Raw genomic sequence first — 24208 nt, 5'->3', positions numbered from 1 at the left:
CGGCCTCCGACCAGGCCGGACGCTGCCAGAGTGGGTTTGTGGGCGGCTTCCGACGACGTGGGCATCTGGGGCCTGCTGTCCCGATCGCCCCCGGCGCCCGGGTGGACAAGTTCGAGGTCTTCTTCGACCTGGTCTTCGTCTTCTCGTTCTTCATCATCACCCGGGCCACCGCCGCGAACATCTCCGGCCGGCAGCTGCTGCACGCCGGCCTGGTGCTCGCCGTGCTCTGGTGGTGCTGGGTGGTGCACAGCCTCGTCGCCACCCGGGTCCGGCTCGGCGAGGGCTACGTGCCGGTGCTGATGGTGGTCGCGATGGCCGCCCTGTTCTCGTTCGCGCTGGGGCTGCCGCAGGCGTTCAGCGACCCGAGGGGAGGTGCCGCCGGCCCGATGCTGGTGGCCGTCAGCTACGTCGTGGTCCGGGGCGTCCACATGATCTTGTATCAACATGTGGTGCGGGACAGCCCGCAGGAGCGCCGCCAGCTGCGCCGCTTCGCCCCGGAGCTGGTGGCGAGCATCGTGCTGTTGCTGGCCGCCGCGCTGATCCCCCCGCAGATCGCCGACACCGACCGGGCCGCGCTGGTTCGGGACGGGCTGTGGATCACCGTGGTGCTGTTCCAGTACGCCACCGGCTTCATCGTGGGCACCTGGGGCTGGGGTGTGACAAGCGCCGAACACTGGACCGAGCGGTACGACCTCATCCTGATCATCGCTCTGGGCGAGTCGGTGATCTCCACGGGCGTGGGCGGCAACCTGCTCGGCCAGCCGGTCACCTGGCCGGCGGTGACGGCCGCGACGCTCGGCATCGTGCTCACCGCCGCCCTGTGGTGGGCGCACTTCGACTTCATCGGGCCGGCCGCCCGGATCGCCCTGCACGCGGCCGAGGGCAGCCCCCGGGTGGCGATGGCCCGGGACGCGTACGCGTACCTCTACCTGCCGATGATCGCCGGGATCATCCTCTTCTCCATCGGCAGCGAGGAGATCCTGCACCAGGTCACCGACCCGGCCGGCGGGCCCGCCCAACAGATCCATGGACCCGCCGTGCCGATGCTCTTCGGTGGGTTGATCTGCTACTTCGCCGTCAACATGCTGTTCCAGCTCCGCACCCTGCACACCGTCACCTGGACCCGCGTCGGCGTGATCGTGGCGTTGGCGGTGGCCCTGCCGCTCGGCCAGTACCTGCCGGCGCTGGGCGCGCTCGCCCTCGCCACCGTGATCTGCGTCGGCCTGGTGGCCGTCGAGGTGCTGGTGATGTCGAGTTCCCGGCACGCGCTGCGGGCGGCCGTCTTCCAGGAGCGGACCACCCACGAGGCCAGCGATGCCGCCTGGCGGGCCCGCTGGCACGACGTCCACGAGCCGGACGACCCCACCACCCCCTGACAGGGCATCTGCCCGTGGCAGAATCGCTGGCCGTCCCTCTCCGGTGGCGGGCACGCTGGGCGCGTGATCACCTTCTCGGTGCAGGCGAGCCCGTCCGATGCCGCCAGCTGGTGCGAGCTGGCCCGCCGGGCCGAGTCCGCCGGCTACGACGCGCTGCTGGTCGGCGACCATCCGGGCGGGGTGCCCGCGCCGTTCGTCGCGCTGGCCGCCGCCGCGTCGGTCACCTCGACCCTCGGGCTCGGCTCGTACGTCTCCAACGCCGGCGTCCGCGAACCGGCCCTGCTCGCCACCGACGTGGCCACCCTCGACCTGGTCTCCGGCGGCCGGGCCCGGCTCGGCATCGGAGCCGGTCACACCCCGGCCGAGTGGCGGGCCGTCGGACGGGAGCGCCCCGACGTCGCCGGCCGGGTACGCCGCTGCATCGCGGTGACCGAGGCGGTACGCGCGCTGCTGGCCGGCAACGAGGTCACCGTCGACTCCGCCGACCTGGTGATGCGTGCCGCCCGGCTGGACCGGCCCCACCCGGTGCGGCCCCACATCCCGCTGACCGTCGGCACGGCCAACACCGAGCTGCTGCGCTGGGCCGGGGCGTACGCCGACGTGGTCGGACTGACCGGCTTCGGCCGTACCCTCGCCGACGGCCACAGCCACGGCGTGCGCTGGCGGGCCGCGCAGCTCGACGCGCAATTGGCCGCGGTCGCGGCCGGCGCGGCCGGCCGGGCCGAGCCACCGGCGTTGGAGGCGTTGGTGCAGCGGGTGGCCGTGGGCGACGGCGCGCGGGCCGCCGCGGAGCAGATGGCCGAGGAGACCGGCCTGCGGGTCGACGAGCTGCTGGCCAGCCCGTTCGTGCTGATCGGCAGCCCGGACGAGATCGTCGCGGCGGTGGCGGAACACCGGCGGCGGTGCGGCGTCACCCGCTACGTGGTACGGGCCGACGCGCTCGATCCGCTGACCCCGCTGCTGCCCCGGCTGGCTGCCATCGGCTGACCCTTGACATGGAGTGCACTCCAGGTTGGAGGCTTGGCGCATGACGACGACACGGACCCTGGGACGCGGCGGCATCGAGGTGAGCGCGATCGGGATGGGTTGCTGGGCGATCGGCGGCCCGCTCTGGGGTGACGACGGGCAGCCGTTCGGGTGGGGTGAGGTGGACGACGACGAGTCGATCCGCACCATCCACCGGGCGCTGGACCTGGGGGTGACGCTGTTCGACACGGCCAGCAACTACGGCGCCGGGCACAGTGAGCTGGTCCTCGGTCGGGCCCTGGCCGGTCGCCGCGACGATGTGGTCATCGCCACCAAATTCGGCAACGTCAGCGACGAGGCCACCCGGCGGGCGCTCGGCACCGACGCCAGCCCGGCGTTCGCCGTGCGCAGCCTGGAGGACTCGCTGCGCCGGCTCGGCACCGACCACGTGGACCTCTACCAACTGCACCTCAACGACCTGCCGATGCCCGCCGCGCTCGACCTGGTCGGCACCCTGGAGGCCCTGGTCGACCAGGGCAAGATCCGGGGGTACGGCTGGAGCACCGACAACCCGGCCTCGGCGGAGGCGTTCGCGGCTGCCGGCCCGCACTGCGTCGCCGTCCAGCACGACGAGTCGGTGCTGAGCGACAACGCGGCGGTGCTGGCGGTCTGCGACGAATACGACCTGGCCAGCCTCAACCGGGGGCCGCTGGCGATGGGGCTGCTCACCGGCTCGACCCGGGCGGTCGGCGCGGACGACGTACGCGGTAGGGCACCCGAGTGGTTGCGGTGGTTCACCGACGGCCGACCCACGCCCCGCTGGGCGGCCCGGGTCGAGCAGGTCCGGGCGGCGCTCACCGCCGACGGGCGCACCCTGGCCCAGGGCGCGCTCGGCTGGCTGCCGGCGCGCAGCCCGCGCACGGTGCCGATCCCCGGCCTGCGCACGGTGGCCCAGGCGGAGGAGAACCTGGCCACCCTGGCGCTCGGCCCGCTGAGCCCCGACGCGTACGCCGAGGTGGAGAAACTGCTAGCAGACCTACGCCCAACCCCTGCGGCCTGACGCGCTCCACCCACCTTCGTCGATCTTGCACTTGCTGCCCCGACAGAACGGACTTGCCTGGGCAGAACGGCGACACGAAGTGCAAGATCGGCGAGGGGTGGGGGCGGGGCGCGTCCGTGGACGGCGTTCTGGGCAAGGATGGGGGCATGCGGATCCTTCTGGCCGGCGCGTCCGGCTTCCTCGGCACCCGGTTGGCTGACCGACTCGCGGCCGACGGGCATCAGATCACCCGGCTGGTGCGTCGGCCGCCGCGCGATCCGCAGGAGCGACGGTGGGACCCAGCCGCCGGGCAACTCGACCCGGCCGTGGTCGCCGAGTCGGACGCGGTGGTCAACCTGGCCGGCGCGGGCGTCGCCGACAAGCGCTGGAACGACGACTACCGGCGGCTGATCCGCACGAGCCGGGTGGACACCAGCGGCACGCTGGCGACCACGATCGCTGGCCTGCCCGCCGCCGACCGTCCCCGGGCGCTGCTCAACTCGTCGGCCGTCGGCTGGTACGGCAACACCGGCGACCGGGTGGTCGAGGAGGACGCGCCGGCCGGCGAGGGCTTCCTGGCCGACGTCTGCCGGGTGTGGGAGGCCGCGACCCGGCCGGCCGAGGACGCCGGGGTACGCGTGGTGCGGCTGCGGATCGGCCTGCCACTGCACCGTGACGGTGGGCTGCTCAAGCCACAGCTGCTGCCGTTCCGGCTGGGCATCGCCGGCCGGCTGGGCAGCGGCCGGCAGTGGCTACCGTGGATCTCCATGGTCGACTGGCTGGACGCGACAGTCTTCCTGCTGGCCCACGACGAGATCGCCGGCCCGGTGAACGTGGTGGGGCCGAACCCGGTGACCAACGCCGAGTTCACCCGGGAACTGGCCCGCCAACTGCACCGGCCGGCGATCATCCCGATCCCCGCGCTGGCGCTCAAGGTGGCGCTCGGCGGCTTCTCCCACGAGGCCCTCACCAGCACGAGGGTCCTGCCCGGCGTCCTAACCCGCGCCGGCTACAACTACCACCACCCAACCCTGCCCACAGCCCTAACCGCCGCCCTAACCCCCTAACCCCACCGACCCCCGCCCTCCCACCGTTGATCATGAAGTTATTGCCCATCGCCTCGCGTGTCGCCGGCAATAACTTCATGATCAACGGTGGGGGTGGGGTGGGGTTTAGCAGCCGATTACCCAATGGTTGGGGGCGGTTTGTTTGAGGGTGGTGGTGTAGAAGGTGTTGTAGAGGCCCATTCGCTGGTTGGAGCCGTTCGCGTAGGCGTAGCCGCCTGACTGGTACGCCCGGCCGGCCACCACGTGCGCGTAGTTGCTGGCCGTTACGCAGGTCGGCGGTGCGGTCGGGGTCGGGGTCGGCGTGGGGCTGGCGGTCGGCCTGGGGCTGGCCGTGGGCGTGGCCGTCGGGGTCGGGGTCGGGGTCGGGGTCGGGGTCGGGGTGGTGCCGCCGTTCAGGCCGAAGAAGAGCGCATCGCGGTACGTCGAGCAGATGGTGTCCAGGAAGTAGGCGGCAGCGGTGCCGCACTGGTCAGCCCCGGAACCCGGGTCGACGGGCGTGCCGTGGCCCATCCCGGAGACGCGGTAGAGCCGCACGTCGTCGTTGCCGTACACCTCCAGGCTGGTGTTGGCGGGCAGCGACGAGGTGCTGGTCGGGGTCTGTGAGACCCCCCGCACGTTGGTCCACTGGTCCCGGGACTCGGTGCCGTTGAGCGGGGTGACAGTGGTGTCCGAGGTGCCGTGCCAGATGGCCACCCGGGGTCGCGGGCCGGTGTAGCCGGGGTACGCGCCACGGACCAGGTCGCCCCAGGCGGCCGGAGTCTTGTCCGCGCCAGGGTTCATGCAGCTGAACGCGTTGACCATGCCGGTGGCGCAGCGGTACGGGATGCCGGCGATGATCGAGCCGGCGGCGAAGACGTCCGGGTAGGTGGCGAGCATGACCGCGCTCATCGCCCCGCCGGCGGAGAGACCACTGACGTAGACCCGGGAGGAGTTGACCCCGAAGTTCGCCTTGGCGTGGTCGACCATCTGCTTGATCGACAGCGCCTCGCCCTGGCCCCGGGCGGTGTCCCCCAACTCGAAGAAGTTGAAGCAGGAGTTGGCGTTGTTGCCGGCGGGCTGCTGGGCGACGATCAGGGTGAACTTCCACTGGTCGGCATACTTCTGCCAGCCGGAGTTGGCGAAGTAGCCGGAGGCGTTCTGGACGCATCCGTGCAGCAGCACCACGGCCGGGGCGTTGGCCGGCAGGTTGTCCGGCCGGTAGGCGTACATGGCGAGGTTGCCGGGGTTGGAGCCGAAGCTGGCGACCTGGGTGAGGGTGGCGGCCTGGGCGGGTGCGGCGACGGCGACCGCGCCGGCTGCGGCGAGGACGAGCCCGGCGACCGCACCGAGCAGCCGGGTGAGGGGGGACGAGGAGCGGCGCACGGCGGCCTCCTGAGAGGGGCAGACTGTGAACTGGGTCACGGTCGAATTGCCGAGACGTTACGACGATGTGTCGCCGCCATGACATGGGGCGCACGCACACATTCACCACCACCGCTGTGTACGCCACACCGTCGACGTGGCGAGAGGGGCGCCCTCCCCTACCTCAGGCGATAACACCGGTCCCCTCCTTGCACGTATGACCGGCCCGTCCAGGTCCGGTTGGTAACGTCCGCTGCGTGCCGTCCTCCCCGTCGCTGGCCACCGGCCCCGCACCCACGTCACCGCCGCGCGCCGTCCGGGACCGCCGGGCCGACCTGCTCGTCGTGCTGGTGGCGCTCGCGCTCGCCGTCTGGGTGACCAGTGGTCTGTGGCGGGACCCGAACGGGCGCGCCATCACCGTCAACTCCAGCGACCAGGCGCTCTTCGAGTGGTTGCTGGCCTTCGGCGGGCACGCGGTCACCCACGGGGACAACCCGCTCTTCACGAACCTGATCAACGTTCCGGACGGCGTGAACCTCGCGGTCAACACCTCGATCACGGTGTACGCGGTGGTCTTCGCCCCACTCACGTACCTGATCGGGCCGCCGGCGACGTTCCTGGTGATCCTCACCCTGAACCTGCTCGCCACCGCGCTGGCCTGGTACTGGCTGCTCTCCCGGCACCTGGTGCGCAGCCGGCTGGCCGCCGGGGTCGGCGCCCTGTTCATCGCCTACTCCCCCGGCATGGTCTCGCACGCCAACGCCCACCTGAACTGGACCGCCGGCTGGCTGGTGCCGCTGCTGATCTGGCGGGTGTTCGCGTTGCGCCGGTCCGGGCGCTGGCTCCGCGACGGGGTGATCCTCGGCGTGCTCGTCGCGGTGGCCTTCTCGATCGCCGCCGAGGGGCTCTTCTTCACCGCGCTCGCGCTCGGGGTGTTCGTCGCCGTCTGGGCGTTGCACCCGGCCAACCGGGCCGAGGCACGCGCCGCGCTGCCCAATTTCCTGCGAGGGCTCGGGGTGACCGCCGTGGTCGCCGGCGTGCTGCTGTCGTACCCGCTGTGGCTGCACTTCGCCGGGCCGCAGCGGTTCCACGGCACCGGCTTCGACCCGGTGATCCACTCTGAGGACATCGCCGCGTTCGCCGCCTTCCCGCGCCGCTCGCTGGCCGGCGAGGTCGGGTTGGGCACCTCCCTGGCACCGAACCCGACCGAGGAGAACTCGTTCTTCGGCATACCCCTGCTGGTGCTCACCGTGGTCTGCTTCGTCGCGCTCTGGCGGCGGGCCGACTCCGGCCGTCGGGCCACCCTCTGGGCGCTGGGCGTCGTCGCGGTGATCTTCACGGTGCTCTCGTTCGGGCCGGTCGCGAAGATCGACGGACGGCGGACCGACCTGCCGATGCCGTTCGACCTGCTCGGCCAACTGCCGGTGGTGAACGCCGCGCTGCCCGCCCGGCTGGCGTTGGTGGTCGCACCGGTGATCGGGGTGCTGCTGGCGTACACCCTCGACCAGCTGCGCGCCGCCCCGCCCCGGCACCGCTCCGCGGAGCTGGCCTGGTCGGTCGGTTTCGTGGTGGCCCTGCTGCCGCTGCTGCCCACGCCGCTGCTGACCGACGAGCGGGAGCCGATCCCGCAGTTCATCACGTCCGGCACCTGGCGGGAGTACGTCTCCCCCAGCGGGGTGCTGACCCCGGTGCCGCTGGCGGTGGACATCTATCCGGACGGCCAACGCTGGCAGGCGTACGCGCTGTCGCACCGGCAGGGTGAGTTCAGGATCCCGGGCGGATTCTTCCTCGGACCCGGCGGGCCGGACGGGCGCGGCCGGATCGGGCCCGTGCCCCGCCCGCTGAGCGCGCTGATGGACCAGGCCGGCCGCACCGGACTGGTGCCGATCATCACCGACGGCACGAGGCGGGACGTGGCGGACGACCTGCGGCACTGGCGGATCGAGGCGGTGATCCTGCCGGACGCGGTGCACGGCGCGAAGTTCGAGGTCGACGAGGAGGCGGTCCGGCGTACCGCCACCGAGCTGTTCGGCGAACCGCAACGGGTCGACGACGTCTGGGTCTGGCGCATCCCGCCGGCCTGACGCCGGGCCGAGCCGGGCACCTCGTGAGGCGGCTCACCAGCGATCATCGCCGCGCGCGGGACTACGCTGAAGGGCGTGACAACGACGATCTCCGGCCTGACGGCCGTCCGCGCCGGCCTGCTCGACTACCGGGCCGCCTGGGACGAGCAGCGTCGCCTGCACGAGTCGGTGGTGGCTGGCGAGCGCGGTGACACCGTGCTGCTGCTGGAGCACCCGAGCGTCTACACCGCGGGCAAGCGCACCGAACCCTGGGACCGACCGATGGACGGCACGCCCGTCGTCGACGTGGACCGCGGCGGCAAGATCACCTGGCACGGGCCGGGGCAGCTCGTCGGCTACCCGATCCTGCGGCTGCCCGACCCGGTGGACGTGGTCGCCTACGTCCGCCGCACCGAGCAACTGCTCATCGACGTGTGCGCCGAGTTCGGGCTGGCCGCCGGCCGGGTCGAGGGGCGCAGTGGCGTCTGGGTGCCCGAGGACGACCGGGGGCCGGCCCGCAAGGTGGCCGCCATCGGCATCCGGGTGGCCCGGGGTGTCACCCTGCACGGCTTCTCGATCAACTGCGACTGCGACCTGACGTTCTTCGACCGGATCGTGCCGTGCGGCATCCGCGACGCCGGCGTCACCTCGCTCACCGCCGAGCTGGGCCGCCCGATCACCGTGGCCGACGTGCTGCCGGTGGTCGAGCGTCGGCTCGCCACCCTCGTCGAGGTCTGAGCGGCGGCCCCCGGCGACGACGCCGAGGGCCGCGACGCTCACGGCGTCAGGCGGTGCATGTCGCGCGGGAACGCGGTGACCTCCCGGACGTTGGCCGCGCCGACCAGGCGGGCCACGAAGCGTTCCAGGCCGATGGCGAAGCCGCCGTGCGGCGGCATGCCGTGCCGGAACGCGTCCAGGTACTCGGCGACCGGCCCGACCGGCTCGCCGCGGGCCGCCAGCGCCGCCAGGTAGTCGGCGTGCCGGTGCAGCCGCTGCCCGCCGGTGACCAGCTCCAGACCACGAAAGAGCAGGTCAAAACCGTTCGAGTACGCCGGCCGCGCCGGGTCCGGGTGGGTGTAGAACGGTCGCTTCGCCATCGGGTAGCCGGTGACGAAGAGGAAGTCCGAGGCGTGTTCGCGGCAGACCCACTCCCCCAGTGCCCGTTCGTAGGTACGCGGATTGGCCGAACCAGTCCAGGGTGAACACGTTCGCGCCGCTCTCCGTGCAGGAGCTGACCACCTTCGGCGTGTGGATCTCCACGAAGTCGCGGATGTCGAGGGCGGCCCGGAACCCCGCAACCGCCGCCGCCGAGACGCGCAGCGCGGCCGACCTTCTCGGGTGGCGCAGCGCGGTCGGCGCGTTGTCGAGCTGGGTGGGCAGGCTCGCGGTGAGCGTCGGCCGGTACAGGTCGAACGGCGGTGGCACGGCGGGCGGGCCGAGGGGACGTACCGTCGGATCGGTCAGCTCGACCCCGGCGGGCGCTGCGGCGTTCGCGGTCACCGTCGCGGTGACCTCGACAACCGTCTCCTCGGTGAGTTTCTCCAGCTCGGCGCGGATAGCCGGGTCGGTGACGACCACCTGGGCCAGGCCGGCGGCGTCCCGCACGATGAGGAAGGCCACCGACTTGAGCATCCGTCGGCGGTGTACCCAGCCGGCGATCCGCACGGTCACGCCGAGATGGGCGGGCAGGTGGTGGGACAGGGTTCGTTGCACGGGCGGGCTGCTCCTCGGTCGATCGCGACCACGCCACCGGGGCGGCGAGTTCGTATCAGGCCCCAGGGAGGTGTGGGCGAGCGGGAACCTCGCGGTGCCACCACACCTTCGCTCCCGCCGCGGCGGGAGCCTCGTTCGTCGCCTGGTGACCGGGGCCAGCCGGGCGGGCTCTACTGGGCGTTCCCGCCGTTCTGCCCGCAGCTCGGGAGGGTCTTCGCGCCCCGGCGTCAGACCGCCTCTCAGCACCGGCGGCTCTCTGCACTGGCGGGTCGGGGCGCTACTCGGCTCCGTCGTCGCTGTTGGCGGCGACCGTAGCACCCGCTCCCGCCGAGTGTGACGCCATTTTTCGGCACTCCGGTGTCGGGCGTCACAACATTCACGGCGTGACGGCGGTCGCCTGGCGCGCATAGACAGGTGCCGTCGGGCGTAGGCTCGTTTTCGTGACGATCGAGCACTCCGCGCCGACGACCGGCCAGGCAGCCCGCACCGCAACGGCGGCCCCCGAGGGGCGTCGACTGCTGCGGATCGAGGCGCGCAACGCCGAGACGCCGATCGAGCGCAAACCGCCATGGATCAAGGTCAAGGCCAAGATGGGGCCGGAGTACACCCAACTGCGCGGGCTCGTCTCGCGCGAAGGGCTGCACACCGTCTGCCAGGAGGCCGGCTGCCCCAACATCTACGAGTGCTGGGAAGACCGCGAGGCCACCTTCCTCATCGGTGGCGACCAGTGCACCCGGCGCTGCGACTTCTGCCAGATCGACACCGGAAAGCCGGCCGAGTTCGACGCCGACGAGCCGCGCCGGGTCGCCGAGTCGGTGGTCTCGATGGGGCTGCGCTACGCCACCATCACCGGCGTCGCCCGCGACGACCTGCCCGACGGCGGCGCCTGGCTGTACGCCGAGACCGTCCGGCAGATCCACGCGCTGCAGCCCGGCTGCGGCGTCGAGCTGCTGATTCCGGACTTCAACGCCGTCCCCGAGCAGCTGGCCGAGGTCTTCGGCTCCCGCCCCGAGGTGCTGGCGCACAACGTGGAGACCGTGCCGCGCATCTTCAAGCGGATCCGGCCGGCGTTCCGCTACGACCGCTCGCTGGACGTGATCCGGCAGGCCCGTGCCGACGGTCTGGTCACCAAGAGCAACCTCATCCTGGGCATGGGCGAGGAGCGGGCCGAGGTGTCCCAGGCCCTGCGCGACCTGCACGAGGCGGGCTGCGAGCTGATCACCATCACGCAGTACCTGCGCCCCTCCCCCCGGCACCACCCGGTGACCCGCTGGGTCAAGCCGGAGGAGTTCGTGGAGCTGCGCGAGGAGGCCGAGGAGATCGGCTTCGCCGGGGTGATGAGCGGGCCGCTGGTGCGCTCGTCGTACCGGGCCGGCCGGCTCTACCGGCAGGCGCTCGACGCCCGCGCCGCCACCCCGGTCGCCGCCGCCAGCTGACCCGCCGGCAGCACGGAGCACGACCGTCCGGCACCCGGGTGTCATGATCGTGCGATGACCGCCGGGGTACGCCAGCAGCCGCGCGACGCGGGTCGACCGCGTCCGCGGCGCGCTGCGCGCCTCGGGCTGGTCGGCTGGCTCACCGGCCTGACCCTGCTCACCGGGATCGGTTACCGGCTCTGGCTGCTGGCCCACGCCACACCGCCGACGAACAGCGACGAGGCCACCATGGGGTTGGCCGCGTTGCACATCGCCCGGGGCGAGGGTTTCCCGGTCTGGTTCTACGGCCAGCAGTACATGGGCACCCTGGAGGCGTACCTCGCCGCGCCGATCTTCGCGCTGGCCGGCGGGCCGTCCCTGCTCGGCCTGCGACTGCCCACCCTGGCGCTGTACGCGGTGTTCCTGCTGCTGGCCTGGCGGTTGACGCTGCGGCTGACCGGGGACCGCTGGTTCGGGCTGCTGGTGGTGGCACTGCTTGCTCTCGGCTCCGACCGGGTGGTGAAGAACCAACTGATAGCCGGCGGCGGCTACCCCGAGATGAACGTGGCCGGGGTGGCGCTCGCCCTGCTCGCCGTGGACCTGGCCGCCGGCCGACCGCAGCGACGCCTCGCGCGCTGGGCGGCCTGGGGGTTCCTGTCCGGCCTGATGCTCTGGGTCGACCCGCTGGTGCTGCCGTACGTCCTGGCGACCGGGGCGGTGCTGGTCGGTTTCCGCCATCGGGAGCTGCGCGGGCGGGCCGGCGCGCTACTCGGGTCGGCCGCCGTGCTGGGGGCCGCCCCGCTGCTGGCGCACAGTCTGCTCACCGGCCGGAACCCGCTGCACGCGGTGCTCGCCGCCGGTGGCGCGGACGCCAGCGCGGGCTGGGCCGACCGGCTGCACGGCGGGCTGCTGCTCGGGCCGCCACTGGGCATGGGGTTCTGCGATCCCGGTTCGTGCGCCTCGTGGCAGCTTTGGTGGGCGCTCGCGCTGCCGGTGCTGCTGGCCCTCGCCGCCGCCACGGCCTGGCGGGCGCTGCGCCGGCCGTCGAACGCTCCGGCCGACCCGGCACCCCGGGCGGCAGCCGCGATGCGGTTGGTCCTCGTGCTGGCCGCGGCGGCGACCCTCGCCGCGTACACCCTGAGCAGCGCCTCCGGGCTCACCCCGGTGGAGAGTTCGCGCTACCTGTCCTGCCTGCTCATATCGCTGCCAGCCCTGCTCTGGCCGGTGTGGACGACGGCCCGGCGCGGCGCGGGCGGGACGACAGCCCGGCTCGGTGCGGGATCGCCTGTCGCCCGCCGTGGTCGTGGTCTGGGGTGGACGGTGGCCCGGCCGGTCGCGCTGGTCGTGCTCGTCGCCACGCTGGGCACCGCCGCACACGCCACCTGGCGGGCCACGCAGACCGCCCCGGCGACCCGGGCCGCCGAGGCCCGGCACGCCGAGCTGGTGAGCACGCTGCGTCAGCTCGGCGTACGACACGTCCAGGCCGGCTACTGGACCTGCAACCGGCTCACCTTCGCCAGCGCGGAGGACGTGGTCTGCGCCGTCGTCGACGACACGCTGCGTCCCGGCTTCGACCGCTACCCCGCGTACCGCCGGGAGGTCGAACGCGCGACGGTGCCGGCCTGGGTGGCGCCGACCGGGTCGCCGCTGGCGGCCCGACTCGACGAGCAACTCCGCGCGGCCCCCGGCAGTCTGGACGTGCTCACCACCGACGGTTGGCGGATCTATCTGCCCCGCGCCTGAGGACCCGCCGCCGCGCCGCGCTGGTCGGCGGCATGTCCCGCGCCCGGTCGGGTACGGCTCGTCAGCGGGGGTACGGCGCGCTCGACACGGCCCGTCAGCGGGGCACGGCGGGCTCGCCGAGCAGGCCCAGCCGGTGGGCCAGGGCGGCGGCCTCGACCCGGTTGGTCACGCCCAGCTTGGCGATGATCCGGGAGACGTGCACGCTTGCCGTCTTCGGGGAGATGAACAGCCGCCCGGCGATCTGACTGTTGCTGTGCCCCTCGGCGACCAGGAGCAGCACCTCCCGTTCCCGGGCGGTCAGCAGGTCGGTGCCGGGCCCGGCCGGGCCCGCCCCGCGCAGGCCGACCCGGCGCGCCAGGGTCGCGGCCGTCTCGGCCAGGGGTGCCGCACCCAGCCGCCGCGCGATCTCCGCGGCCTCGGTGACCGCGGCCGACACCTCGTCCCGCTCGCCCGCGGCGGCAGCCGCCTCGGCCAGCGCCAGCAAAGCCCGACCGAGCGGGTACGGCTGCCCGTCGGCGCGCCACGCGGCCACCGCCGCCCGCCACGCCGGCAGCCCCTGGTCGCCGGCGGCCAGCAGGGCGGTGACCTGGGCGGCGTGCGCCCGCGCGGCCGGGTGCCGGGCCGGCAGACCGGCGGCGAGGGCGGCGACGGCCGCGGCCAGCTCCCGGTCACCCACCCGGGCGGCGGTACGCGCGGCGGCGCTCAGCACCGGCCAGCCCTCGCGAGGCAGTTGCGGCAGACACTCGTCGGCCAGCGCGACGCGAGTCGCGCGGACCGCCTCGACCTTGTCGTCGGCGGCCAACGCCGCCTCGATCGCCAGCTCGTGCAGGGGCAGCCGGTGGTTTGGCCAGAGGTAGGGCCGGCCCAGGAAGGCCAGTGCCCGGCCGACCAGCTCGTCGGCGCCCGGGTGCCCACGGGCCAGCCGCAGCCCGGCGCCCAACTGGAGCCAGTGCAGCCCGGTTACGCCCGAAAGGTCGATCCGGGCGGCCTCCGCGCACACCGCCTCGGCCTCGTCCCACCGGCCGAGGGCGATGAGCGCCTCGGCCCGGTTGGACAGCAGGTACGCCCCGGTCGAGCGGCTGATCCCCACCCGACGCGCCTCGGCCACCCCGGCCTCGGCCGCCTCGGCGGATTCGACGTAGCGGCCCAGCTCGCACAGCACGTCCGACTGGAACACCTTGGCGAGCACGAGGGCCGACGTGTCCCCGGCCGCCCGGGCGACGGCCTCGGCCCGGTCCAGCTCGGCCAGCCCGCGCTCCCGCTCGACGTGGCAGAGCAGGGCGATCCGCGTCGGCAGCAGGGCCAGCTCCTCGCCGAGCGCCTCGGCATCCGTACCCGCCTCGGCGGCCACCCGCGTCGCCTGCTCAGGATCGATCTTGACGAGGTGGGCGGCGATGTCGGCGAGCAGCCGGACCCGCTCCACCCCGAACGGGCCGGCGGCTGCCAGCCGGTACGCCTCACCCAACTCCCGGCGGCCGTCGCTCTTGCCGAGCAACGCCAGCAGCCGGCCCCGCTGGTCCAGTAGGCGGGCGGCGCGCAGCGGTGTCGCATCGGCGTCCACTTCGGCCAGACCGGCCCGGGTCAACGTGATGGCCCGGCTGAAGTCACCGGCCGTGACGGCGGCGTCCAGAGTCTGCTCCAGGAGCGCCAGATGGTCCATGCCGAGCAGGTCGGCGGCGTCGGGCACCAACTCCCACAGCTCCAACGCCCGCTCCAGCAACCGGCGCTGCTCGGCGTACGCGTACCGGTCGGCGGCGGCGCAGGCCGCGACCCGCGCGGCGACCAGGGCGCGCGAGTGGTGGTGCGCGGCGTACCAGTGGTGGGCGATCTCGGCCGGGGCGCGCCCGGCGGCGACCAGGTGTGGCTGGGCCTCGATCGCGGCGGCGAAACGGGCGTGCAGCCGGGCATGTTCGCCGGGCAGCAGCTCGTCGTGTACGGCCTCGCGGACCAACGCGTGCCGGAACTCGTAGTCACCGTCCGGGTCGGCCACCACCAACTGCGCGGCGACGGCGGCGCGCAACGCGTCCTCCAGCTCGCCCTCGGGCAGCTCCGCGACCTCGGCGAGCAGGTCGTGGGCGAACCGGGTGCCGCCCGCCGCGGCGATCCGCAGCACCCGCTGGGCCGGGTCGGGCAGCCGGTCCACCCGGGTCAGCAGCAGATCGCGCAGCGTCTCGGGCAGCGCCGCGCAGCCGAGCGGGTCGCCGGCCACCGCCAGCTCCTCGATGAAGAAGGGGTTGCCGTGGGTACGGTCGTGGATGTCGTCGACGGCACGGGCGGCCGGTTCGGCGCCGAGCAGGTCGGCGAGGATCGCGCGGGTGCCGTCGCGGTCCAGCCGGCCAAGCTCGACGCGCTCGACGCCGCGCGCCCGGTCCAGTTCGGCCAGGAACGGTCGCAGCGGATGGCCACGCTGCAACTCGTCCGTGCGGTAGGTGCAGACCAACAGCAGCCGGCCCGGCCGGGCCGCCCGAACCAGGAAACCGATCAGATCCCGGGTGGAGCGGTCCGCCCAGTGCAGATCCTCGATCACCAGCACCAGCGGACGGGCGTCGGCGAGCCGCTGGAACAGCTCGGCGACCAGGTCGAACAGGTATCCGCGCGGGGCGTCGGTCAGCAGTCGGGTGCTCGGCTCGGCCAGCGCGGACGAAGCACGGCCCAGCTCCGGCAGCAGCCGGGCGAAGTCCGCCTCGTAACCGGCGAAGACCTCGGCGCCGTCGGCACGCAGCACCGCGCGCAGGGCGGCGGCGAACGGGGCGAACGGCAGGCCCGCCTCGCCCAACTCCAGGCACTGGCCCACCAGCACCCGCGCTCCACCGCCGGTGGCCGAGTCGGCGAACTCCTCCAGCAGCCGGGTCTTGCCCACTCCCGCCTCGCCACCGACCAGCACCGTGGCCGGCTCGCCCGCGCGGGCGCGACCCAGCGCGGCCCGCAGCGCCGCGATCTCGCGCTGGCGCCCGACGAGAACGGAACTCGCGGCACGTACGGTCACAGGATCGAGCATGCCATGACCGGCCCGACCGCCGGCTTGGCCGATCAGCCGGTGCGCCGGGGTGGGTCGCGCCTGATCGGGCGGCGCGGGCCCGACGGTCGCGGTCACCGCCGCTCGTCGCCGGTGCGGCCAGCGTGCTGGCGGCGGCCCAGCCAGGTGCGGCCGGGGCGGGCCGGCACCGACCGGGCGAGCCGGTCCGCGGCGGCCTCGGCGCGCAGCTCAGCGGCATGGATACGGTGCAGGGAGAGCAGGAAATCCGCGTCGTTGCCGAACATGTCGGGCTCCTTCGTAGCGTCGTCGTCCTTCTGCTGACGACTCTTCGCGCGAAGGCCCCCGCCGGGCATGGGCACAGCGCCTCATCTTCCTCGGCAGCACCCTCCTTACCCGCCCGGTCCGGGTGGCTGAGGCGACGTAAGGTACTCAGCCGGACGCGGATCAACGAGGCCGACGGCGACCACTAGACTCGGCGGCATGGCAAAGCCCCAGGAGAAGGTCTCGTTCGGCCAGCGGCTGAAGCAGATCGGGATGGTGTTCAAGTTCACCGCCAAGCAGGATCGGTGGTTCGCGCCACTGGTCGCCGCCGCGGTGCTCATCCCCCTCGCCCTCACCGTGGTCGCGGTCATCCTCTGGAGCTGGATCTGGCTGCCGCTAGGCATCATGTTCATCCTGCTCGCGGTGCTGATCGTGCTGAACCTGCGGTCCAACAAGGCGATGATGAACGCCGCCGAGGGACAACCCGGCGCGGCGGCGCAGATCATGGAGAACATGCGCGGCGACTGGCGGGTGACCCCGGCCGTCAGTTCGACCACCCAGATGGACATGGTCCACCTGGTGATCGGCCGGGCCGGCGTGATCCTGCTGGCCGAGGGCAACCCGCAGCGGGTGCGCGGCCTGCTCGGGCAGGAGAAGCGGCGGCTGGCCAAGGTGATCGGCTCCGCCCCCCTGCACGACTACGTGATCGGGCAGGAAGAGGGCGAGCTGCCGATCCGCAAGCTGCGGACCACGCTGCTGCGGCTGCCCCGCGCGCTCAGCGGCAAGGACGTCAACGCGCTGGACAAGCGGCTCAAGGCGCTCACCGCGCGGCCACAGATGCCCAAGGGCGCGATCCCGAAGAACATGCGGCCTCCGGGCGGCTCGTTCCGCCAGTCGCGGCGCTGACACCCACGCCGTACGCCTCAAAGAGCCGGGCCCCGCACGGGCCCGGCTCTTGCGCGTTGCACCCGGGCACCCAAGCCCGCCCCGGCGGAGTCACGAACCTGCGTGCTCTCGTCGGCGGCACCGCCCTCGCGGGGTCAGGGGCGGGGCGCGTCGACGATGACCGAGTCGGTGAGCCGGTCGTGCAGGCCGCGACGGTGCTCGTCCATGATCAGCGCGGGAACGACCAGGGCCAGCAGCACTCCCCGGCCCAGCGCCCGGAGCAGCCCGATCCGGCCCCCGTTGAACCAGTTCACGCAACGGATCTTCGTGATGTACATGCCCGGCGTCTGCGCGAACAGGCCGAGGAAGATGGCGTACTCCAGCACCAGCACCAGCACCGGCGCCCAGCCGTCGCGCACCGGGTCGGCGAAGATGTTGGCCACCAGCAGGCAGAGCACCCAGTCGATGATCAGCGCCCCGAACCGTCGTCCCAGAGTCGGTGGGGTGAAGGTGGGGTCGTTGGCCGGCGCTGCCGGGGCGTGCGGATTGGTCACAGTGATCAAGGGTATCCGCGTCAGGAATCAGTCCTACGAGTGCCGCCACCACTGCGTGCCGAATCGGGCTATTGGCATCAGATGTCATTACACTGGCACAGCCGGTACCGTGAATCACGCGGACTGAGTGCGTGAACAGGAGTGTTGCTGACACTCAGGGAGTGACGTAACACGGCAGAAACACAGGAGACATGGCCGGGCAACCCCCCGGCCATAGCGTCGCCGAAAGCCTAGCCACCCCGTTGGACGTGCCAGGAGGATGTGTGTTCGCCAATCCCGAGGAACTGCTGCGATACCTCAAGAACGAGGACGTGAAGTTCGTCGACGTTCGTTTCTGTGACCTGCCCGGCGTGATGCAGCACTTCAACCTGCCGGTCGAGTCTGTCAACGACGACCTCTTCACCGACGGCCTCGCGTTCGACGGCTCGTCGATCCGCGGTTTCCAGGCGATCCACGAGTCGGACATGCTCCTGCTCCCGGATGTCGCCACCGCTTTCATCGATCCGTTCCGGGCGCAGAAGACCCTCGCCCTCAACTTCTTCATTCACGACCCGTTCACCCGTGAGGCCTACACCCGCGACCCGCGCAATGTCGCGAAGAAGGCCGAGGCGTACCTGGCGGCGAGCGGCATCGCCGACACCGCCTACTTCGGCGCCGAGGCGGAGTTCTACATCTTCGACTCGATCCGCCACGAGACGTCGGCGCACCAGTCGTTCTACTACATCGACTCGATCGAGGGCGCCTGGAACACCGGCCGCGAAGAGGCGGGCGGCAACCGCGGTTACAAGACCGCGTACAAGGGCGGCTACTTCCCGGTGCCGCCGGTCGACCACTACGCCGACCTGCGCGACTCGATCGTGCGCCGGCTCGTCGACGGCGGCTTCACCGTGGAGCGCTCGCACCACGAGGTGGGCACCGCCGGCCAGTCCGAGATCAACTACAGGTTCTCGACGCTGCTGCACGCCGCCGACCAGCTTCAGCTCTTCAAGTACATCGTGAAGAACGAGGCCTGGGCCAACGGCAAGACCGCCACCTTCATGCCCAAGCCGCTCTTCGGCGACAACGGCTCCGGCATGCACACCCACCAGAGCCTGTGGCTCAACGGTGAGCCGCTCTTCTACGACGAGACCGGCTACGCGGGCCTGTCCGACATGGCCCGCTGGTACATCGGTGGTCTGCTGCACCACGCGCCGTCGCTGCTGGCCTTCACCAACCCGACGGTCAACTCGTACCGTCGCCTGGTGCCGGGCTTCGAGGCGCCGGTCAACCTGGTCTACTCGCAGCGCAACCGCTCCGCCTGCACCCGCATCCCGGTGACCGGCAGCAACCCGAAGGCCAAGCGCGTCGAGTTCCGCGTGCCGGACCCGTCGGCCAACGTCTACCTCGCCTTCTCGGCGATGATGATGGCCGGCCTGGACGGCATCAAGAGCAAGATCGAGCCGCCGACGCCGATCGACAAGGACCTCTACGACCTCCCGCCGGAGGAGTGGGGCGACGTCAAGCAGGTGCCGGGCTCGTTGTCGGCCGTGCTCGACTCGCTGGAGGCCGACCACGACTACCTGCTCGACGGTGGCGTCTTCACCCCCGACCTGATCTCCACCTGGGTCGAGTGGAAGCGCGCCAACGAGGTCGACCCGGTGCGTCTGCGCCCGACCCCGCACGAGTTCGCCATGTACTACGACTGCTGAGCAGTCACTCACTCGATTCACCGGCTGGGCCGGCTCCGCGTGTCGCGGAGCCGGCCCAGCCGTTTCCGCGCCCTGCGCCCCTGCGCCCCTGCGCCCCTGCGCCCCTGCGCCCCTGCGCCCCTGCGCCCCTGCGCCCCTGCGCCCCTGCGCCCCTGCGCCCCTGCGCCAAGATCGTGCTCGATCCACGATGTAGTGGCCTCACCGACGCGCCGACACCACTCGATCCTGGATCAAGCACGATCATGACCGTGGGCTGCGTTGGACACGCAACTAGGGAGACATTTTGTCCGTTTTGCACAGCCGCCAAGCCGCTTGATCACCGGCGCTGGCGCGGGTCGCGGCTAGCGCGGGCACCATCGGCACCTTCGGCGGCACGGGCACCGTCGGCGGCGCGGCGGGGCGGGCGGCACCGCAGGGAGCATCGGCGGCACGGACGCTGCGGGCACCATCGGCGGCACGGGCACCATCGGCGGGGCGGGCGGCAGCGCGGGGAGCATCAGCGATGCGAGCGGTGCGAGCGGCGCGGGGAGCATCGGCGGCGCGGGGCGCATCAGCGGTGCGGGGCGCATCAGCGGTGCGGGGCGCATCAGCGGTGCGGGGCGCATCAGCGGTGCGGGCGGCGCGGGCGGACGCGCAGCAGGAGCAGCACCAGGAGCAGGGCGGTCATCGCCAGGGCGCCGGGGGCCTTGGTGAAGCGGGCCAGGTTGGTGCCGTCGGGTAGGGCGAGGAAGGCCGCCGCAGAGGCCGGCAGCACGAACCACGTCGTCCGAGATGCGGTGAGCGCGAGCAGGGCCAGGGGCCAGGTGGCGTACCAGGGGTGGAAGACCGGGGACAGAACGACGGTGGCGACCAGCGCCAGCGCCGCGCCGTGCAGCGCCACCCGGGGGCGTGCCGCCTCGATCCGGGTCACCCACTGCCGGACGTCGTTCAACGCGCGCAGCGCCTGCCAGCCCCGCCACCAGAGCACCACCAGCACCCCGGCGAGCAGCAGCAGCGCGGTCGCCCGGACCACCGGCACGGCCTGTGGGTCCCGACCGACCAGCGCGCCCGCGTAGTCCGCCACCAGGCCGACGGCGGTGGGCGGCGACGTCCACTGCTCGGAGTCCCCGCTGTGGGTCAACCCACCGACCCAGCCGAAGCCGAGTCCGGACACCGCCGAGGCGACCAGCAGCGCGGCGAGCAGCCCGCCGGCCAGCCAGCCGCCGTCACGCAGCAGCGCCCGTACGGTGTAGCGACCGTGCACGGCAGCCAGCGCGGCGAACGGCGCCACCACCACGGCACTGGCCTTCACCGTCACCGCGAGCCCGAGCAGCGCTCCGGCGAACAGCAACGCCGACGGCCGGCCCGGTCGGCGGACCACAATCAGCAGGCCGCACAGCAGCAGCCCGAGCATCAGCGCGTCGTTGTGCGCCCCGGCCACCAGGTGCACTCCGACCAGCGGGCTGGCCAATGCCAGCCAGGCTGCCCGCCGGGTCGGCACCCCGGCCGCCCGGGCCAGGCCGGGCAGGCAGAGCGCGGCCAGCAGCAGCCCCGCCACGGCGATCACCCGCAGCGCGACGGCCGTTCCGGTGAGCCCGCCGCCGAGGCCGACCGCGAGCGCCGCGAGCAGCACGAACAGCGGCCCGTACGGTGCCGGGGTGTCCCGCCAGATCGGCGCCACCGTGTCCAGCCACGGACAGCCCGCCGCCGCCACAGACGTCGCGTACGGGTCGACGCCGTGCGCGTACGTCCAGCCCTGGCAGGCGTACGAGTAGACGTCCCGGCTGCCCAGCGGCGGCGCGACCAGCAGCGGCAGCATCCACAGCCCAGCGGTGACGTACGCCCAGCGGGTCGACGGCGCCCCCTCGCGCAGCGACCACCACGCGCCGACCAGCAGCGCGGTGCCGACCAGCCAGCAGATCAGCGTCGCCGGGCCACCCGGGGCTCGCCAGATCGACGTCGGCGTCGCGCCCAGCGGGGAGTCAGGCAGCGCACCGCCGAGATACCCGGCGACGGCCAGCAGGACCGCGCCGGCCAGCCCCACGTACCGGGCGAGGCGTGGGATCTGTGGACCAGCCGGCGGCGGGGGTGCGCCGGGAGCGGTCACCGGCGCACCTTCCCTCAGTCGGCGGCGACCGGCTGACGGGCCGCCCGAGCCGACCGTACCAACCGGACGACCAGCACGATCACCAACAGCGTCATCAGTGGCGCACCGACGGACTTGGTGAACCGGGGCAGGCCCGTGCCGTCGGGCAGCACCAGGAACGACGACACCAGGGCGATCACGGTGAACCAGCCGGTCCGTCGGGCGGTCGCCGCCAGCACGGCCAGCGGCCAGATCCAGTACCAGGGGTGGAACAGCGGCGCGAGGGCGACCGTGGCGGCCAGCGCCAGGCCGGCGTGCCACAGTGGCTCCCGGGTGCGGGCCCGCCACCAGAGCCAGACCAGCAGCACCGCCAGCACCGCCATGCCGATCGCCCGGGTGACCGGCAGCGCGTCGATGTGCCCGCCGAACGGCACCGCCAGGTAGCCGACGGTCTGCCCGACGGCGGTGGACGGCGACGTCCAGGCGATCACGTCGCCACCCCGGGCCAGCCCACCGACCCAGCCGAAGTCCAGCCCGGCGGCGACTGTCACGCCGGCCACGACGGCGATCGAACTGCCGACCACCCACCCGCCGTGCCGGATCAGCGCTCGGATCGAGTACCCGCCGACGATCGCGGCCAGCGCGGCGAACGGCACCACGACCAGCGCGGTCACCTTGATCGCGGCAGCCAGGCCGAGCAGCGCCCCACCGGCGAGCAGCGGGCCGGGGCGGCCGGGCCGGGACGCGATCAGGGCCAGCCCGGCGACCAGCAGGCCGACCATCAGGGCGTCGTTGTGCGCGCCGGCGACGAGGTGCACGGCGACCAGCGGGCAGGCCAGCGTCAGCCAGACCGCCCGACCGGCCGGTACGCCGGCCCGTCGCGCCAGCACCGGCAGACTGACCGCGGTCAGCGCCACCCCCGCCACCGCGATCAGCCGGAACGCCACGATCGCGGCGGTCAGCGATCCGGTGGCCTTCACCACCGCGCCGGACAGCACCACGAACAGCGGCCCGTACGGTGCCGGGGTGTCCCGCCAGATGTAGGAGATGCTGTCCAGCCAGGGGCAGGGCAGCACGGAGACGCCCTGCTCGTAGGGGTTGAGCCCAGCGGCGTAGCTGGCGCCCTGGCAGGCGTACGCGTAGACGTCTCGGCTGGCCAGCGGCGGCGCGATCAGCAGCGGCAGCAGCCACAGCCCGACGGTGACCAGCGCCCAGCGGGTCGACGGCACGCCGTCGCGCAGCGCCCACCAGGCGTACGCCATCAGCCCGGTACCGACCAGCCAGGTGGCGATCACCAGCGGCCCGTTCGGGCCCTGCCAGATGCTTACCGGGGTGGGCCGCAGGGGTGAGTCGGGCAGGGCGCCGCCGAGGAACGCGGCGACGGCGAGCAGGGCTGATCCTGCCAGTCCGGTCCAACGCGCGAGGTGGTGAGGCACGCCGGACATGCTGCCAGTACGGTGGTCGCGGTACGGAGGTGGGCATGCGGCGCAGTCGGGTGGTGGCGGTGTCCACCGGTGCCGCCGCCGTGCTCGGCGCGCTCTGGCTGGCTCTGCCGCTGATGGGTTCGGACCTCGCCGCGCAGGTCGCACGGGCGGACTTCTTCGCCGCGCACGGTCCCACTCCGGTCGATCTGCGCTGGTACGGCGGGGTGCAGCAGTTCGGCTACAGCCTGGTGTCCCAGCCGGTGATGGCGCTGCTCGGCGTGCGGGTGACCGGCGCCCTGGCGCTGGTGGCGTCGGCCGCCGCGCTTGCCGCGCTGCTGGTTCGCAGCCCGGTGCCCCGGCCGCTGCTGGGCAGCCTGGTCGGGGTGGTCACGCTGGCCGGCAACCTGGTCTCCGGCCGGGTCACCTACGCCCTGGGTGTGGCGTTCGGGCTGGCCGCGCTGCTCGCGCTGACTCGGGGCGTACCCCCGGGTCGAAGGATCGGGCTGGCCGCCGCCGGCGCGCTGCTGGCCTCGGCGACGAGCCCGGTGGCGGGCCTCTTCGTCGGCCTCGCGGGTGTCGCGCTGCTGCTCAGCCGCCGGTACGCCGACGGCTTGGCGCTCGGCGTCGCGGCGGCCGTGCCGCTCGCCGCGACGGCGCTGTTCTTCGGCGACGGCGGTTGGATGAACATCAGCCGCACCGACACGGTGCGCGCGACGCTGACCAGTCTGGTGGTGGCCGCGTTGGTGGCGTACCGGCCGGTGCGGTTCGGCGCGCTGCTCTCCGCCGCCGGGGTGCTCGCCGCCGCCCTGGTGCACACGCCGGTCGGGTTGAACGCGAGCCGGCTGGCGACGATGTTCGCGCTGCCGGTGCTGGCCGCTGCCGCCCGCCCGCCGGCCTGGCTGGCCCCACGGGCGGCACGACCCGCCCGCGCCCGGCTCGTCGGGGGCGTCGGTCTGGCCGCGCTGCTGGTGGCGGTCTGCGTCTGGCAGCCGCCGGTGGTCCCCGCCGACCTGCGGGGCATCGGCGATCCGACAAGCGCGCCCGGCTACCACGCGCCGCTGCGCGCGTTCCTCGCCGGGCAGCGGGTCACCGGCCGGGTCGAGGTGCCGCCGACGCGCAACTACTGGGAGGCGGCCCGGCTGGGTGAGGTGCCGCTCGCCCGGGGGTGGCTGCGGCAGGCCGACATCGACCGCAACCCGCTGTTCTTCACGACGGTGCCCGGCGCGGACGGCACCGGCGTACCGCTGACCGCGGCCACCTACCGGGCCTGGCTGGCGGAGAACGCCGTGCAGTTCGTGGCCGTGCCGGACGCACCCCTGTCCTGGGTGGGGCGGGCCGAGGCGGAGCTGGTGGAGGGCGGGCTGCCGTACCTGACGCCGGTCTGGTCGGGCGCGCACTGGCGGGTCTGGGCGGTGGCCGACCCGACGCCGCTGGTCGCCGCACCCGCCGAACTGGTCCGCGCCGACGGCGCGGCGGTGACCTTCCGGGCACCGGCCGCCGGCCCGGTGGCGGTCCGGGTCCGGCACAGCCGCTGGCTGGCCGCGTCCGGTGGCGCCACCGTCACCGCCGACGGCGACTGGACCACCGTCACGGTCCCCCGCCCCGGCGAGTACACCCTCGGCAGCTGAGAG

General features: G+C 73.2%; 17 protein-coding genes and 1 pseudogene. 11 read left to right on the top strand and 7 right to left on the bottom strand.

The annotated features are described in order from the left end of the window. Positions 1–38: 38 nt before the first annotated feature. The 4 genes from ABZ780_RS14230 (at position 39) to ABZ780_RS14215 (ending at position 4448) form a co-directional block, all read left to right on the top strand. Positions 39–1376, top strand: coding sequence for a low temperature requirement protein A (locus tag ABZ780_RS14230; protein WP_357486226.1), 1338 nt, complete (start codon positions 39–41; stop codon positions 1374–1376). Positions 1377–1439: 63 nt separating this feature from the next. After that, complete coding sequence (locus ABZ780_RS14225) at positions 1440–2363, top strand: LLM class flavin-dependent oxidoreductase (protein ID WP_357486224.1); 924 nt, start codon at positions 1440–1442, stop codon at positions 2361–2363. Positions 2364–2403: 40 nt separating this feature from the next. Continuing rightward, the gene (locus tag ABZ780_RS14220) at positions 2404–3402 is read left to right on the top strand and encodes an aldo/keto reductase (protein WP_357486223.1); all 999 of its coding nucleotides are present in this window, start codon (positions 2404–2406) and stop codon (positions 3400–3402) included. Between the two features lie 146 nt (positions 3403–3548). Next, a complete protein-coding gene (locus tag ABZ780_RS14215) occupies positions 3549–4448 on the top strand; it encodes a TIGR01777 family oxidoreductase (RefSeq protein ID WP_357486221.1) in 900 nt (299 codons plus the stop codon). 105 nt (positions 4449–4553) lie between these two features. Here ABZ780_RS14215 and ABZ780_RS14210 read toward each other — a convergent pair whose 3' ends face one another. Continuing rightward, complete coding sequence (locus tag ABZ780_RS14210; protein ID WP_357486220.1) at positions 4554–5810, bottom strand: PHB depolymerase family esterase; 1257 nt, start codon at positions 5808–5810, stop codon at positions 4554–4556. A gap of 236 nt (positions 5811–6046) precedes the next feature. On the opposite strand from ABZ780_RS14210, the gene ABZ780_RS14205 reads away from it, so the two are divergent. Together ABZ780_RS14205 and lipB are read left to right on the top strand one after the other, a co-directional pair. Beyond that, entirely contained in the window at positions 6047–7873 is a 1827-nt protein-coding gene (locus ABZ780_RS14205; protein WP_357486219.1) for a DUF2079 domain-containing protein, read from the top strand. A 75-nt stretch (positions 7874–7948) separates the two neighbouring features. Continuing rightward, entirely contained in the window at positions 7949–8590 is a 642-nt protein-coding gene (gene lipB / locus ABZ780_RS14200) for a lipoyl(octanoyl) transferase LipB (protein ID WP_357486217.1), read from the top strand. Positions 8591–8628: 38 nt separating this feature from the next. Here lipB and ABZ780_RS14195 read toward each other — a convergent pair. After that, positions 8629–9565, bottom strand: a pseudogene (locus tag ABZ780_RS14195) (amino acid--tRNA ligase-related protein). Between the two features lie 440 nt (positions 9566–10005). Between ABZ780_RS14195 and lipA the strand changes: the two are divergent. Both lipA and ABZ780_RS14185 read left to right on the top strand, forming a co-directional pair. After that, positions 10006–11001 (top strand): lipoyl synthase, encoded by a 996-nt coding sequence (gene lipA, locus ABZ780_RS14190; protein ID WP_357486216.1) that lies wholly within the window; start codon positions 10006–10008, stop codon positions 10999–11001. A gap of 54 nt (positions 11002–11055) precedes the next feature. Further along, positions 11056–12723, top strand: a complete 1668-nt coding sequence (locus ABZ780_RS14185) for a hypothetical protein (RefSeq protein WP_357486215.1) — start codon at positions 11056–11058, stop codon at positions 12721–12723. Positions 12724–12817: 94 nt separating this feature from the next. Here the strand turns inward: ABZ780_RS14185 and ABZ780_RS14180 are convergent, their stop codons facing one another. Together ABZ780_RS14180 and ABZ780_RS14175 are read right to left on the bottom strand one after the other, a co-directional pair. Next, the gene (locus tag ABZ780_RS14180) at positions 12818–15709 is read right to left on the bottom strand and encodes an AAA family ATPase (RefSeq protein ID WP_357486213.1); all 2892 of its coding nucleotides are present in this window, start codon (positions 15707–15709) and stop codon (positions 12818–12820) included. Between the two features lie 104 nt (positions 15710–15813). After that, a complete protein-coding gene (locus tag ABZ780_RS14175; protein WP_357010751.1) occupies positions 15814–15984 on the bottom strand; it encodes a hypothetical protein in 171 nt (56 codons plus the stop codon). A 196-nt stretch (positions 15985–16180) separates the two neighbouring features. Here ABZ780_RS14175 and ABZ780_RS14170 point away from each other — a divergent pair, with 196 nt between their 5' ends. After that, positions 16181–16867, top strand: coding sequence for a DUF4191 domain-containing protein (locus tag ABZ780_RS14170; RefSeq protein WP_357010749.1), 687 nt, complete (start codon positions 16181–16183; stop codon positions 16865–16867). A gap of 134 nt (positions 16868–17001) precedes the next feature. Here the strand turns inward: ABZ780_RS14170 and ABZ780_RS14165 are convergent, their stop codons facing one another. After that, complete coding sequence (locus ABZ780_RS14165) at positions 17002–17400, bottom strand: RDD family protein (RefSeq protein WP_357010747.1); 399 nt, start codon at positions 17398–17400, stop codon at positions 17002–17004. A gap of 263 nt (positions 17401–17663) precedes the next feature. Here ABZ780_RS14165 and glnA point away from each other — a divergent pair, with 263 nt between their 5' ends. Beyond that, the gene (gene glnA, locus ABZ780_RS14160) at positions 17664–19088 is read left to right on the top strand and encodes a type I glutamate--ammonia ligase (protein ID WP_357010745.1); all 1425 of its coding nucleotides are present in this window, start codon (positions 17664–17666) and stop codon (positions 19086–19088) included. 604 nt (positions 19089–19692) lie between these two features. Here glnA and mptB (ABZ780_RS14155) read toward each other — a convergent pair. Both mptB (ABZ780_RS14155) and mptB (ABZ780_RS14150) read right to left on the bottom strand, forming a co-directional pair. After that, entirely contained in the window at positions 19693–21174 is a 1482-nt protein-coding gene (gene mptB / locus ABZ780_RS14155; protein WP_357486211.1) for a polyprenol phosphomannose-dependent alpha 1,6 mannosyltransferase MptB, read from the bottom strand. Positions 21175–21188: 14 nt separating this feature from the next. Then, a complete protein-coding gene (mptB, locus tag ABZ780_RS14150) occupies positions 21189–22589 on the bottom strand; it encodes a polyprenol phosphomannose-dependent alpha 1,6 mannosyltransferase MptB (RefSeq protein WP_357486210.1) in 1401 nt (466 codons plus the stop codon). A 44-nt stretch (positions 22590–22633) separates the two neighbouring features. Between mptB (ABZ780_RS14150) and ABZ780_RS14145 the strand changes: the two genes are divergently transcribed. Beyond that, positions 22634–24205, top strand: coding sequence for a hypothetical protein (locus tag ABZ780_RS14145; RefSeq protein WP_357486208.1), 1572 nt, complete (start codon positions 22634–22636; stop codon positions 24203–24205). The last annotated feature ends 3 nt before the right edge of the window (positions 24206–24208 follow it).

Source organism: Micromonospora sp. NPDC047467 (assembly GCF_040643095.1).
Taxonomy (GTDB): domain Bacteria; phylum Actinomycetota; class Actinomycetes; order Mycobacteriales; family Micromonosporaceae; genus Micromonospora.
This window is presented reverse-complemented; position numbering and strand designations above follow the sequence as displayed.